Origin of the sequence: Streptosporangium oxazolinicum (assembly GCF_039537505.1) — a bacterium.
GTDB lineage: Bacteria > Actinomycetota > Actinomycetes > Streptosporangiales > Streptosporangiaceae > Streptosporangium > Streptosporangium oxazolinicum.
Map to the genome: position 1 here is coordinate 1 of NZ_BAABAQ010000025.1, position 13,087 is coordinate 13,087.

Annotated in this window: 12 protein-coding genes and 1 pseudogene; 6 read left to right on the plus strand and 7 right to left on the minus strand. The window is 68.7% G+C overall.

Features of this window, described 5'->3' with window-relative positions; all coding sequences use genetic code 11:
• On the plus strand, window positions 1-149 hold a 149-nt coding region (locus tag ABD817_RS38895), incomplete at its 5' end, for a CGNR zinc finger domain-containing protein (protein WP_344923521.1).
• Window positions 150-408: 259 nt separating this feature from the next.
• Here the strand turns inward: ABD817_RS38895 and ABD817_RS38900 are convergent.
• A complete protein-coding gene (locus tag ABD817_RS38900; RefSeq protein ID WP_344923480.1) occupies window positions 409-2,232 on the minus strand; it encodes an APC family permease in 1,824 nt (607 codons plus the stop codon).
• A 384-nt stretch (window positions 2,233-2,616) separates the two neighbouring features.
• Here ABD817_RS38900 and ABD817_RS38905 point away from each other — a divergent pair, with 384 nt between their 5' ends.
• Window positions 2,617-3,003, plus strand: a complete 387-nt coding sequence (locus ABD817_RS38905; RefSeq protein WP_344923481.1) for a hypothetical protein — start codon at window positions 2,617-2,619, stop codon at window positions 3,001-3,003.
• A gap of 420 nt (window positions 3,004-3,423) precedes the next feature.
• Here ABD817_RS38905 and ABD817_RS38910 read toward each other — a convergent pair.
• Window positions 3,424-3,915 (minus strand): annotated as a pseudogene (locus ABD817_RS38910) (winged helix-turn-helix domain-containing protein); the annotation flags it as partial.
• 32 nt (window positions 3,916-3,947) lie between these two features.
• Window positions 3,948-5,164, minus strand: a protein-coding gene (locus ABD817_RS38915) for an IS3 family transposase (protein WP_425583464.1) whose coding sequence is annotated in 2 segments (ribosomal slippage) — window positions 3,948-4,852 and window positions 4,852-5,164 — 1,218 coding nt in all. Because the reading frame shifts where the segments join, the coding sequence is not laid out codon by codon here.
• A gap of 244 nt (window positions 5,165-5,408) precedes the next feature.
• On the opposite strand from ABD817_RS38915, the gene ABD817_RS38920 reads away from it, so the two are divergent.
• Window positions 5,409-6,860 (plus strand): alkaline phosphatase PhoX, encoded by a 1,452-nt coding sequence (locus ABD817_RS38920; RefSeq protein ID WP_344923483.1) that lies wholly within the window; start codon window positions 5,409-5,411, stop codon window positions 6,858-6,860.
• A 241-nt stretch (window positions 6,861-7,101) separates the two neighbouring features.
• Here the strand turns inward: ABD817_RS38920 and ABD817_RS38925 are convergent, their stop codons facing one another.
• The 3 genes from ABD817_RS38925 to ABD817_RS38935 all read right to left on the minus strand — a co-directional run bounded on the left by ABD817_RS38925 (window position 7,102) and on the right by ABD817_RS38935 (window position 8,079).
• Window positions 7,102-7,260, minus strand: a complete 159-nt coding sequence (locus ABD817_RS38925) for a hypothetical protein (RefSeq protein WP_344923484.1) — start codon at window positions 7,258-7,260, stop codon at window positions 7,102-7,104.
• Between the two features lie 80 nt (window positions 7,261-7,340).
• Window positions 7,341-7,850 carry a putative dsRNA-binding protein gene (locus ABD817_RS38930; protein ID WP_344923485.1) on the minus strand — a complete coding sequence of 170 codons (510 nt, stop codon included), beginning with the start codon at window positions 7,848-7,850 and terminating at the stop codon, window positions 7,341-7,343.
• Between the two features lie 49 nt (window positions 7,851-7,899).
• On the minus strand, window positions 7,900-8,079 hold the full coding sequence (locus ABD817_RS38935; protein ID WP_344923486.1) for a hypothetical protein: 180 nt from the start codon (window positions 8,077-8,079) through the stop codon (window positions 7,900-7,902).
• A gap of 238 nt (window positions 8,080-8,317) precedes the next feature.
• Here ABD817_RS38935 and ABD817_RS38940 point away from each other — a divergent pair, with 238 nt between their 5' ends.
• On the plus strand, window positions 8,318-9,694 hold the full coding sequence (locus ABD817_RS38940; protein WP_344923487.1) for a helix-turn-helix transcriptional regulator: 1,377 nt from the start codon (window positions 8,318-8,320) through the stop codon (window positions 9,692-9,694).
• Window positions 9,695-9,837: 143 nt separating this feature from the next.
• Here the strand turns inward: ABD817_RS38940 and ABD817_RS38945 are convergent, their stop codons facing one another.
• Window positions 9,838-10,302 carry a hypothetical protein gene (locus tag ABD817_RS38945; protein ID WP_344923488.1) on the minus strand — a complete coding sequence of 155 codons (465 nt, stop codon included), beginning with the start codon at window positions 10,300-10,302 and terminating at the stop codon, window positions 9,838-9,840.
• Window positions 10,303-10,632: 330 nt separating this feature from the next.
• Between ABD817_RS38945 and ABD817_RS38950 the strand changes: the two genes are divergently transcribed.
• Both ABD817_RS38950 and ABD817_RS38955 read left to right on the plus strand, forming a co-directional pair.
• Window positions 10,633-12,261 carry an ABC transporter substrate-binding protein gene (locus tag ABD817_RS38950; RefSeq protein WP_344923489.1) on the plus strand — a complete coding sequence of 543 codons (1,629 nt, stop codon included), beginning with the start codon at window positions 10,633-10,635 and terminating at the stop codon, window positions 12,259-12,261.
• 80 nt (window positions 12,262-12,341) lie between these two features.
• A complete protein-coding gene (locus ABD817_RS38955) occupies window positions 12,342-13,073 on the plus strand; it encodes a TetR/AcrR family transcriptional regulator (protein ID WP_344923490.1) in 732 nt (243 codons plus the stop codon).
• The last annotated feature ends 14 nt before the right edge of the window (window positions 13,074-13,087 follow it).

Consider the following 13,087-nt stretch of genomic DNA (forward strand, 5'->3'; position numbering starts at 1 on the left):
ACCGGCTCGGACGGTGTGCCGCCGCCGGTTGCGAGATGATCTTCGCGGACACCTCACGCACCGCACGGCAGCGTTACTGCTCCCAGCCGTGCGCCAACCGTGACGCGGTACGCCGCCACCGCGCCCGTCAGTCCACACCCCCCACCTGACCGGCCGGCAGGCGACGATCGCCGGCGGCCTACCCCAGCACGCGGCCGGTCGGCGAACTCGGGACGTGTTACACGAACGCCGCCGCGCCGGCCACATTGGCGGGGAGTGTTCAGCCCCACTCCCTCAGGCTCTCCTTCCGCCCGGCGGCGACCGGGCCGAGCGCCGGCAGCGGCCCGACGATCACACCGAGGTTGTCCATCATCCGCTCGAATCTGTAAGCCCGCCCGAGCGGTACGCGACGCTGAACCGAACGCCCTTTCAGCCGTGATGACGGGCGGTGGCCGTCATCCGGAAACGCATCCGGCAGACGACGGCGTCACTGCGCCGGCGTAGGGCCTGGGCAAGGACCGCGCCGCGCTGGTTTTGCAGGATGCGCTGCCAGGCGTGTTCGGGTTCGATCTCGGCGATGAGGACGAACACGTGCCTGTCGGGCACACCGGTGATGTACTCGATCAAGGGGACGTCCAGGCGCCGATGCGCGTCGAAGATCTGTACCAACTCGACGTCGGGGTGCCAGCGCTCCCAGTCCTCGACGAATCTTCGGGCCTCTGGCTCGTCTTCGGGGTGGGTGATGTTGACCGCGACCACCCGATCGCCCAAGGAGAGCGCGGCGGCGAGCGCCTCGCAGGTCAGGCGGTTGATCGCGTGCACCGGCACCACGACGAGCGAGCGGCGTGGCCGCGGCGGGATGGGGGTCTTGCCGAGTTCCAGGCGCTCGCCGATACGGGTGTAGGAGCGGTTGACCCACTGCATGGCCGCCACCACCAGCGGCATCATGACAACGATCAGCCAGCCGCCCTCGGTGAACTTAGAGATCGTGACCACGATGGCGGCGACAAAGGTCAACAGGGCGCCGAAGCCGTTGAGGGCCGCCCGCCACCGCCAGCCCGCGGGCCGGTCCTGAAGCCAGTGCCTGACCATGCCGGCCTGGGAGAGGGTGAAGCCGACGAACACCCCGATCGCGAACAGCGGCACCAGCAGGTTCATCTCGCCTCGGGCCAAAATCAGCAGCAGGGCCGAGGCGATGGTCAAGAAGGCGATGCCGTAGCGGTGCACATGCCGGTCGGCGCGCAGCGCGAACAGGTGCGGCACGTTGTTGTCCTTGGCCAGCAGATGGGCCAGCACCGGCAGGCCGCCGAAGGAGGTGTTGGCGGCCAGCGCGAGCAGCACGACCGTGGAGAACTGCACCAGGTAGAACAACGGGCCGTCACCCAGCGACGCCTGGGTGACCTGCGAGAGCACGGTCACTCCCTCAACGGGAACGATCTTGAATTTCTCGATCAGAAGGGCGATGCCGATCAGCATCACGGCCAGCAGGGCGCCGAGCGCCACCTCCGCGCGCTGGGCCCGTCTGACCCTCGGCTTCTTGAAGGAGGGCACCGCGTTGGCGATCGCTTCGACGCCGGTGAGCGAGGCACAGCCGTTGGCGAAGGCTTTGAGCAGCAGAAGTACCCCTACCGTCTGCACCGCATGAGGGGCGTGCTCTACGTAGACGGCGGGCTCGCTACGGACCAGGCCGACCACGATCACCACCACGATGGCGCCGACGTAGAGGGAGGCCGGTGCGATGAAGGCGCGGGCGCTGTTGGTGATGCCCTTGAGGTTGATCGCGGTGATCACGCCGAGCACGGCCAGGCACAGTTCTACGGTGTACGGCAGGAGCTCGGGAAAGGCCGAGGTCAGCGCGGCGACCCCGGCGGCGACCGAGACCGCCACGTTCAGGATGTAGTCCACGATGAGCGAGGCGCCCGCGACCAGGCCGGCCCGGCGGCCCAGGTAGGTCTTGGCCACCCCGTAGGCGCCTCCCCCCGAGGGGAAGGCGGCGATGACCTGCCGGTAGGACAGGGTCAGCACACCCAGCAGGGCCGCGATGGACAGCGTGGCCGGGAGGGTGAACCCCAGCCCCGCGCCGCCGGCCAGCGCCAGCACCACGACGATGGCCTCAGGACCGTAGGCCACCGAGGCCATCGCGTCCAGTGAGAGGGCCGCCAGGCCGCCGGTGACCGTCAGCCGGTGCCGGTCACCGGCATCGGGTGGATCTGGGTGCTCCTGGGGACGAGCGGGGGTCGACAGCGCGGACATCGCGTCACTCCTGTACGAGGGTTACGCTTCATAGTCACCTCCGGCGCGGAGCGCAATTACCGGTCTATATGGTCTTTTGACGCATTGGCCACGAATAACAACGCGTATCCCACGGTGATGCGGCAAAAACGGTGACCGTGCCATCAGCCAAGACCGGGAACGTCTCTGCCCGGCAGCGGCTCGGCGTGAGGAGATCGGGCGGGAACGACCGGCACCCGACGTCCTACGAGGTACGTGAGGTATGTGAGGTACCGGTATCGGGGGTTCGGCGCAGCACTGATGGTAAAAGCATCAAAAAATCCCTTGAAAGCGTAGGGAACGCGTCAATGCCGTGGTGATGAGTCCGGATACCGGCCCACCATGGAATTGGAAAGGAGCGGCGACGTGGGGCGTCGCTGGGCCGGAATCCATCGCGTGCTGGAGGGTGTCGTGAACGAGATAGCAGGACTGTGGCTGCTGGGTGTCGGTTTCGTCTTGTTCATATTCGCGAGGCGCGTCAGGAGCGGGCCGGTGCGCGGCTGGGGCGGCCTGGCGGCCAGGATCGGCCTGGAGGACGCGCGATCATGGGAGATCACGCACGACGAGGTCGAGCCGTGGATCACGGCCGCGGGGGTCTCGGTGGGACTGGCCGGGCTGGCGTCCCTGTCGATCGAGGAAAGCTCCGTACTGGCCGCGGTGACGACCCTGGGCCTGGGACTGAGCGGCGCGTTGCTGGTGACCGCCGCCGTAACCGGGTACGCGGTCACGGCGGCCAGATCCCGGAGGGACTGATCGCTGCCGCGTCCCTGTCTCCTCTTCGTCTGTCCTCTTCGGATGACGTCGGCCTCAGCCGACGTGGACCTGGGGGCGGCGGGCGGTGTCGGCCTCCGCCCGGCGCAGCACCTTCGGGGTTGCCTCGGCGACCCAGTGGAAGCGGACGCGCGGAGTCCTGCCTGTCTGGGCGCGCGGAGAGCGGCAGCGCGGCGACGGCGGCGGTGGTGGTGGTGAAGATCAGTGTGATGATCCGAACGGGATCGCGGCCCGGACGCGGCCGGTGTTCCAGGCGGACAGGGTGACCGCGACGGCGGCCGAGAGATCAGTGCGAGCACGCCGGTGGCGTAGGCGCCTGGGACTCCACGTCGGCGCCGAACGCTCACGATGATCTCCGTTGGCGATCGCGCCGCGAAAGCGGGCACGACCCGGCTTCTCAGGTCAGGGTTTGAAGCGGTAGCCCATGCCGGACTCGGTGATCAGGTGAGAAGGATGGGCGGAATCGCGCTCCAGTTTGCGGCGCAGCTGGGCCATGTACTGGCGCAGGTAGTGGGTCTCCTTGACGTACTTGGCACCCCACACCTCGGTCAGCAGCTGTCGCTGGCTGATTAGCTTGCCAGGGTTGCGTAGCAGAATTTCCAGGATGCGCCACTCGGTGGGAGTCAGCCGCAGGCCGCTGGAGACGGTCTTGCTGTTTAGGTCGACGATGTGGTCGCCGATGGCGATCTGGGCGAACTCGGACTCCTGGATGGTCGTGCGGCGGGAGACCGCGCGGATGCGGGCGAACAGCTCGTCGATACCGAAGGGCTTGATGACGTAGTCGTCGGCTCCGGCGTCCAGGGCGTCGACCTTGTCCTGGTTCCCGGCCCGGCCGGAGAGCACGATGATCGGGACGCTGGTCCAGCCCCGCAGGCCGTGGATGACATCGACACCGGGGGCTCACCCAGAAACGTGGACACCGGCTGTCATGCGGCGAGCAGCACTCTAGCGGTGCTCTGCTGTTCGTAGTCGATGGGGCTGAGGTAGCCGAGGGTGGAGTGTCTTCTGCGGGTGTTGTAGCGGGTGATCCACTTAAAGACTGCCAGGCGGGCTTCACGCGCCGAAGACCAGCCCCTGGCGCCCCGCAGCGTCTCGCGTTTCAACGTGGCGTTGAAGGCTTCCGCGGCGGCGTTGTCGGCGCTGGACCCGACGGCACCCATCGATTGGCGCACCCCCAGCTCGGCGCAGACCTTGGCGAACTCGGCCGAGGTGTACTGCGCCCCGTGATCGGCATGGAAGATCGCACCGCCCAGACTGCCCCGGGCCGCAGCGGCGGCCCGCAGCGCGTCGCTCACCAGCTCGGTGCGCATGTGATCGGCGATCGACCAGCCCACCAGCCGGCGTGAGCCCAGGTCCAGCACGGTGGCCAAGTAAAGGAACCGGCCCTCACCGACGGGCAGATAGGTGATGTCGCCCACGTAGCGGATGTTCGGCCGCTCGGCGGTGAAGTCCCGCTGGATCAGGTCGGGCACCTGCTGATGCGACAGCTCGGGCACCGTGGTGCGCACCTTCTTGCGCAGGTGCAGCCCGACGATGCCGCAGCGGCGCATCACCCGCGCCACCCGCTTGTGGTTGACCTGACGGCCCCGGGCCCGCAGTTCGGCGGTGACGCGCGGACTGCCGTAGGTGCCGTCGAACTCGTCGTGGATCCGCCTGATCTCCGCGGCGAGTGCGGCATCGGCCGCAGCCCGCTCCGCCTGGGCCGGCGCCGCCTTGCACCACCGATAGAACCCCGAGCGCGACACCTTCAGCACCCGGCACAGCCGCTTGACGCCGAAGGCGCCTCGATGATCGTCAACGAACGCGAAGCGGCTCACCAGTTCGTCTCTCCCGCGAAATATTTTGCCGCCCGGCGCAGGATGTCGCGCTCCAGCTCCAGCTCCCTAACCCGGGCCTTGAGCTGCTTGTTCTCCTCTTCCAGCACGTCGTCGGACGATAGCGGGCCCCGTACCGGCTTCCTGGCCGGGCCCCGCTCCTTGGCGCCCACGCTGCCCTCCGCCTGCGCCTGACGCACCCAGTTACGCAGCGTCTCCCGGCTGATCCCCAGGTCCTCAGCCACCGAGGCCAGCGTCCGTCCCGGATCGGACAGGTACAACGCGACGGCATCGGCCTTGAACTCCGGCGGATACGACTTCATCGCCACGTGGAACTCCTTGTCTCCGGATCTTCATCATCCGGTACTCAAGGTGTCCACGCTTCAGGGTGAGGGGCCCTCGGCCGCGCGTGCGGTATCCACCCAAACGCCCCGAACATCTGGACAGGGGCATGATCAGCCCTAATTCTTTGCCTCGATGTCGCCGTTCCATCACATGGATGAAGTGTTCACGTCGGTCCGCAGGAGTTGGTTGACAAGTCGTCATGGTTGTTTTGAACAGGAGTTAGCCCAGGTGTCTCCTTCTCGTCGTACCCTCCTCACCGGCGGTGCCGTCGGCGTAGGTCTTGCCGTCGCCGGTAGCCTCCCGTCCCTGGCCCAGTCCCACCCGGACCGGCCCCGCCCGCCGGCCGGGAGCGACCACCCGCCCTTCCCGCCGCTCGTGGACGACCCTGACGGCATCCTGGCCCTGCCCAGGGGCTTCAAATACTCCGTGGTCACCAAGACCGGCGTCACCCGGCTCGACGGCGGCCAGGGAACGACCCCGTCCGACCACGACGGCATGGCCGTCTACGACGCCGGCCGCGACCGTTACACCCTGATCCAGAACCACGAGATCGACCCGGGCGCCGAGTTCGGCGTACCGCACGTCAAGGGCACCGTCTACGACCCCGGCGCCGTCGACGCCGGTGGCTGCACCGTGATCAGGACTGACCGCGCGGGCCGCAACCACGGCGAGTTCGTCGCCCTCTCCGGCACCATCGCCAACTGCGCGGGCGGGCCCACCCCGTGGGGGACGTGGCTGACCTGCGAGGAGGCCGAGGAGCGGGCCGGGGATTCCTGGAAGGAGAACGGCAAGTCCGGCGTCTTCCAGAAGGACCACGGTTACGTCTTCGAGGTCTCGGCCGACGGCAAGGCGGACCCGAGGCCGATCAAGTGCCTGGGCCGCTACGCCCACGAGGCCCTGGCGATCGACAAGGACCGTACCAAGATCTACCTCTCCGAGGACGCCGACGGGCCCAACGGCCTCTTCTACCGCTGGACCGCGCCCCGCGCCGTCAAGCTCGGCCCCGGGGTGCTCACCCGCCTCGCTCCGGACGCCGGCGTCCTCGCCGCGATGCAGATCATCATGGATGACGGCTCGGTGCTGCCGGACGTCGCCTACCTGACCTCCGCCCAGCTGGGCCGCCCCTTCCCCGTACGGTGGATCGAGGTGCCCGAGCGCGACGCGCGGACCAAGACCGTGCGCGAGCAGTTCGCCGACGGCCAGGTCACCCGCGGACGCAAGTTCGAGGGCGTGTGGGGCACCGACGAGGGCGTGTACGTGGTCAACTCCTACGCGTGGGACGAGGGTGACCTCCCGGCGGACGCGGCCCCGCACGACGGCATGGTCTGGTTCTACAACTACCGGGCCCAGACCATCCAGCTGGTGACGTACTTCCCGCACCAGACCGCGTCGGAGGAAGGCACGCCGACCAAGTACAGCGACCTCACCTTCGACGGCCCGGACAACGTCACCGTCACCCCGTGGGGAAGCCTCGTGCTCGCTGAGGACGGCTCGGGCGCCTCCCACGTGCTCAGCTCGATCCCGGGCGGCCCGACGTACGCGATCGCTCGCAACCAGCTCAACGACTCGGAGTTCTGCGGCCCGACCTTCACCGCCGACGGCAAGGTGCTCTTCGTCAACATGCAGGATCCCGGCCTCACCCTGGCCATCACGGGCCCCTGGGAGAAGTATCTGGGCTGACGAGCCCGATCGACCGGCAAAGGGTGCGGAGCAGCTCGGTCCTGGCACGTTCGGTCCCGCCAGAACAGGGTCCTGAACTGCCAGGACGGCTTCGCGCTGGTCGACCGCCTCGAGTCCTGGATCGAGCTCGACCTCGAGGGTGCCGTTGAACGTCTCGGCCGCCGCGTTGCCGGGCGCGCGGCCCGCCCGGCCCGTCGACCGGACCGCGCGCAGACGGTTCGCCGGCCCCTCACCGGGCACCTCATGAACGGCGGACCAGTGCGCGAACGCTGACCGCGAGCCCGACCAGGCACCAGGCCAGCAGCACCACCAGGTCAGGCCAGTTCATCCCCTGGCCGCCCGACACCAGCCCGGCACGCAGCAGGTCGCCCGCGGGCCGGAACGGGAGCACGTCGTGCACCGCCCTGAACCAGTCAGGCAGCTGACTGGCTGGGAAGGTGATCGGCGAGAACACTGGAGCCCCGCCCGCAGCCGACACCGTCACGCCGTGTCGAGGCCGGTCAGCAGCACGGCTGCGGCCGCCGACCGCGCGGCCGCCTTGCTGGCCCCGCTGCCCTGGCCGCGCACGGGCGTGTTCGTGGCGAGCAGGTGGGTGGCGGCGGACGCGGTGAAGGCAGGGGCGTGCGACGGGCCGGTCGATTCCACCGTCCAGGTGACCGCCTCGATGCGGCCCTGCTGGGTCAGCTCGTTCAGCACGCTCACCGGATGACGCTCCCCCGAACCCACCCCGCCCGACGACTTTGACGACTCCGCTACCACCGGTGCGGCCGGGCTGATCTGGATGCCCGCCTCCTTCAGCCACGCCTTCAGCGTGAAGGTCTTCACCATCAGGCTCTCGGCGGCTTGGCGGATCGTCAGCCCGCCGGACAGCAAGGTCTGGGCGATGTCGGTGACGCGGGTGCGTTCGCGGCGGCGGTCTTCTTCGGTGGGCAGGTCCATCCGGGCGGCGTGCTCGGCCGCCCCGGCCTCCAGCATCTCGCCTGCGCGCACCAGGCAGGCGACGCTGCAGTATAAACCGAGGCGGATGTGGCGGCCCTTCTTACCGCCCGGCGCGCTCCAGCAGATACCAGCCCGTCGGCACCCATACCCCGCGTTCGGCCCGCTGACATACCCGGCAGAAGAATGACCGCTCACTTTCCTGGTGGTCACTGCGCGTGGCGGCCAGGCCGCCGCGACGCCGCGACGCCGGAACCTGCTGCAGCTGCTCGTCGGTGTTCACGAGTCTTCCCCCTGCCAGAGCGGTTACGCGCCGAGAAACTGCCGCGAGCGCCCCGGGGAGACCAGCCTCGGCGGTTTTCGATGGATCCGCGCGCTCTGCGGCCACCTGCTCTTCGGTTCGTATCGGGCTTCTCCGTGCTCGGACTATGCGAAGAAATTGTGTCTCGTTTCCGCAGTGCTGTAGACCTCTCTGAGTTATGCTGTAGATATCTACAACAGAATCGCTGAGAGGAGAGCCTATGTCGCTGTACAGCTACCATCCGGTGGCGAACGGCCTGCGAACGGACCACCCCATTCCTGAGCTGCCCTTCGTCGACGACCGGCACCTCCCGCTGGAGGACCCTGCGGCGATCGAAGACATCGGCCGCAACAAGGGCGAGGGCATGTGGGGCCGCGAAGACAAGTGCAAGGACGGCGGGTGGGTGGCCTTCACCACCGACGCGGTGCGTCACGACCTGGCCTGGGTGGTGCGCTGGCATCCCGAGCACGGCCGCGCCGTGCTTCTCTACCGCGACGAGGACGCCGCCTCCGTCCACTCAGTCTTGATGTACGACGGGTCGACGGCGATGGTGTTTCGGGCTGGCGGCTACTGGTGGGACGGCGTCACCTGGTACCGGCCTGGTCAGCTGTGGAATGCCGCCGCCGAGCAGTTCTACCGGCGGCCGGTGCCCGCCGCGATGACCGTCACGGCCAAGGACCTGCTGCCGGGCGGCGACCCCGCTCGCAGTCGGCTGCTGTCCATCACCGACGTCGACGTCGAGGCTGCCCCGTCGGGCCGCTGGCGCGACGACCTGGCCCTGTGGGCCTCTCACCGCGAGGGTGACCTGGCCGACAGCGTCGTGACGCTCACCGCCCCGGAACTGACCGGAGACCAGCTCGTCGGCCTGGCCGAGATGGCGCAGATCGCCGGGATCGCCGCTTCGACGTTGCGGGCCTACATCTCACGCGGTGAAGGCGACGTGCCGCTGCCGCAGGCGACCGTCCATGGCCGCAGCGCCTGGGCCCGACCGGTGGCCGAGGAATGGGCCGAACAACGCCGCCGATCCCGCGACGGCGTCGACGAGGCGGTCTCGGCCGCCCGGCAGGGCAACTCGCTGCCGGTCGGGGTGGCCGAGACCTGGACACGCTTCAGCCGCAACTTCTTCTCCCTGCTGTGGGAGCACCCGACCTGGCGCAAGCGCTGGGCGCTGCGCTGGCGCACCGAGGCCTCCGTCCAGGAAATCGCCGAGGCCCTCAGCTGGGAGGTAGCCGGCGACATCTCCAAGCTGGTTCCCGTCTACGACCTGGCCACCACCATCAGGCAGGCCATGCTCCATGAATTCGCCATTGGTATGGAACTCCACGACGACGGCGAATCCGGCCAGCGCGACTACGACTACTTCGGGATCACCCCCGCGGTCGCCAAGACGCTCGACTGGCTCATCCGCCACAACCCGGCCACCGCCGGCCGCACCATCGAGCAGATCATCGGTGAGGCCAGCCGACAGCTCAACATTCCTCGCCATGTCAGCGAACGATCGATCACCACCGCCCTCCAGCTCGACGGCACCCTGGACGAAGAGACCCGGAAGAATTTCCTCGAACGAGTCCTGGCGCCACAGGCCAGCACCTCCTGATCGAATCCTTCAACAGGGCAAAACGTTTTACCGCGAAAGCGGCGCCAGACACCGGCGCCGCCTTCGCGCTCCCCAAGCGCCTTGCCCGCCGGTCAAGCTCCCGGGGATGGCTGACCGGGTGCGTGGTTTCGAGGCCGGGCGTCCTAACTCCAGTCGCTCTTCGCCCGCTCCAGCACGTCCTCCAACGAGTCAGTCTCAGCCAGGACATCGATGGCGCTCTGGCAGGCGCGAGCGACCCACGCGGCGCCGACGCCGGTCCCCTTACGGGCGCGAGGGTTGGGGGTGATGACCGCTTGCGACAGCAGATGCAAAGTGGTCTCGCTGGGGTTGCCGAACGTGATGAGGACCATCTCGGCCAGGGCGCGAGGGGCGCCTTCGGGCCACATCTTGGCGGTGTCGCTGACCCATCCACCGATCGACATGACGGCGGGGAGGTCTCCACAGTCGTCGGCCACGCTGTTCCACAAAGGCTCGCGTGGGTCGGATTTGAAGAACGGCCGCCGCGCGTCGACCACGATCGACAACGTGCTGGCGGCCGTCGATGACTTCCACACCCGCATCGCCCTGGCCGTCACCCCCGCGCGGCGTGAGCGCGCCGTCCGGCGCACCGCGCCCAAGGCTTTGGACGAGCGCCGGGTGCGCCGCTACCTGCGCGAGGTGGAGAACGGGGTGCGCACCGCAAGACCGGTAGGGCGGAGAGCCCGGGCCGGGGTGGCTGCGACGAACGGCCCATTGAATACTTTTCAGTTTGAGCCTACGCTCCCGGTATGGTCGAACCTCTCGTGCGAGTTCCGGCAGGTCCTCGGGATCCTCGGGATCCTCGCGAGTCCGAGGGCTCCACCGCTCGTGGCCAGGGCGCGGTCGAACCGATCGTGGCCGGCCGATCGGGATGCCGACGCAGGCCGCATCACCGTTAGCCCGAGGAGGGAACGCCGCCGATGTTGATCAGGCGAATCCGGTCGACCTGCCTCTCTCGTGCAGCTCTGGTGTGGGCCGCCGCGCTGGGAGTACTGGCCACGGCCTGCACCGGCGGCGGCCCGCCGGGCGGCGCGGGGAACACGTCCCCTGTGCCCGGTGGTCGCCTGGTCTACGCGGTGGAGGCCGACGCCAACGGCTTCGATCCGGTCCGCAACCCATACACGTCGCAGACCTTCGCGATGGGTGGCACGATCATCGAATCGCTGGCCGCCCTTGACGCTCAAGGGCGGTGGCGCCCGTTCCTGGCCGAGGAGATCGTCCCCCACCGAGAGTTCGAGGGCTGGACGATCAGATTGCGCCGCGGCATCTCCTTCACCAACGGCGAAGCCCTGACCGCCAAGGTGGTCGGGGCCAACTTGGAGGCGCAAAGACGATCCCCTCTCAGCGCCGTGGTGATGCGCCCGCTCGCCTCCGTCAAGGTGACGGACGAGCGCACCGTCGAGGTCCTGATGAGCGAGCCATGGGCGACGTTCCCGTACTACCTCGCGGGCCAGCTCGGTCTGATGGTCCCTGTGGCGTCGCTGCGTGACCCCGGCGCCGCCGCTCGCCACCCGGTCGGCACCGGGCCGTTCAGGCTCCGGACATACACGCCCGGCAGCCGTTTCGTGGTGACCAGGAACCCACGCTACTGGCGGTCGGGGCTGCCCTTCCTGGACGAGATCGAGTTCCGCGTCGTCCCCGATCCTCGGACCAAGAGCCAGGCCCTGAAGGCGGGCGGCGTGGACGTCGTCGAGACCGGTGACGAGGACTTCGCCACATTCCAGAAGCTCGCCAAAGATCGGGGGCACCAGATCTTCAGGCCCGCCGGCATGTCCGTCCAGGTGTACCACTGGCGGCTCAACACGGCTGTTCCGCCCCTGGACGACGTGCGGGTACGGCGCGCGATGGCGCACGCCACCGACCGGCGCGCTCACATCTCCGCGCTCCGCTCTGGCCTGACGACCGAGGCCGAGGGCCCGTGGAGCCAGGACACCCCCTGGTACGCTCCGACCGACTACCCGGAACACGACCCGGCCAGGGCCAAGGCCCTGATTGACGAGTACAAGCGGGAGAAGCGCGGAGGGTCGGTGACCATCCTGACCTCGACCGACCGGGGCGCCGTGCGAAACGCCGAACTGGCCCGGGACACGTGGCGCAGGGCCGGCCTTGACGTCCGGATCGAGGAGGCCGATCAGGCGACCCTGCACCGGCGGATCGCGACGGGGCGGTTCCACGTGGGTGTCGGGCTCTCCTACAGCGCCAGCGATCCCGACGGCGAGACCTACACCAGCATGCATTCCAAGTTCGCCTCGCCGGTCGGCACCATCGCCACCAATGTCAGCCGGATCAGGGACCTCCGGCTCGACGACGCGCTGGACAGGGGGCGCTCCACCGACGACCTGGTCGTGCGCAGGCAGGCGTACACGACCGTGCAGCGGCGGGTCAACGAACTGGTGCCCTTCATCTGGATCGACCACCTCAGCACGGTCGGGGTGATCGCCTCCCCCAAGGTGCGCGGCATCACCGACCACACCCTTCCGGACGGGGCGAAGGGCCTGCCCCTCAACGGCCGGGTCCACCCCTTCGCCCAGATCTGGATCCAGCCCTGAGAAGCGCCGCTCCGGCGGCGCATGTCGATCATGTGTTCATGCCAACCCTGTTGAGGAACATTCAACGGTAATGTGGTCGCGTGGCCGGTAACCAGCAGCGCCTCTCCATCGACGAACGCCGCGAACGGTTGCTCGCCGTCGGCGCCCACATGTTCTCCAGGCGCCCGTACCACGAGATCGGTGTCGAGGAGCTCGCCGAGGCGGCGGGCACTAGCAACGGGCTGCTCTACCACTACTTCAAGGGCAAGCGGCAGTTCTACGTGGCGGTGGTCGAGTCCGCTTACAAGCGCCTTATCGAAGCGGTCAGCGCGTCCGGAGACCACCCGAGCGGCAACCGCATCATGCTCGGGCTGACCAACTTCCTGACCTACGTCGAGGAGCACTCCAACGAGTGGACCTGGCTGATCCGGGTCGCCGGCAGCGAGGGCGACCTGGCCCAGGTGGGCGGCGAGGCCGAGCGCGTCTTCGTGGAGCAGATCATCGGCTACGTCGGCCGCCGCCCCGAATCCCCGATGCTGCGCAATGCCGTGACCGGATGGGTCGGCTTCAACGAGAACGCCGCCCGGGCCTGGCTGGCCAGGGCCCGTCTGCCCGCCCGGGACGCGATGGCACGGATGATGGCCTACGCGCTCCTCGGCGCGCTGCGCGGGGTCGCGATCGACGAGCCGCAGGCGTTGCGCCCCGAGCTGGCGGCGGCGCTGCGCGAGCGCCTGTCCTCCCCCGAGGAGCTGATGGACCTCGTCCCCTCGGTGCGGATCAGCCGCCCGGACGACACCGGCGCCGACTGCACCGCAGCCCCCGCCCCCGGTTGACGGGGATCGCCGAG

What these genes read in the sequence shown, in the direction of transcription:
- ABD817_RS38940 (WP_344923487.1), top strand. Translation starts at nt 8,318, where the DNA reads ATGTCGCTGTACAGCTACCATCCGGTGGCGAACGGCCTGCGAACGGAC.
- ABD817_RS38950 (WP_344923489.1), top strand. Translation starts at nt 10,633, where the DNA reads ATGTTGATCAGGCGAATCCGGTCGACCTGCCTCTCTCGTGCAGCTCTG.
- ABD817_RS38900 (WP_344923480.1), bottom strand. Translation starts at nt 2,232, where the DNA reads ATGTCCGCGCTGTCGACCCCCGCTCGTCCCCAGGAGCACCCAGATCCA.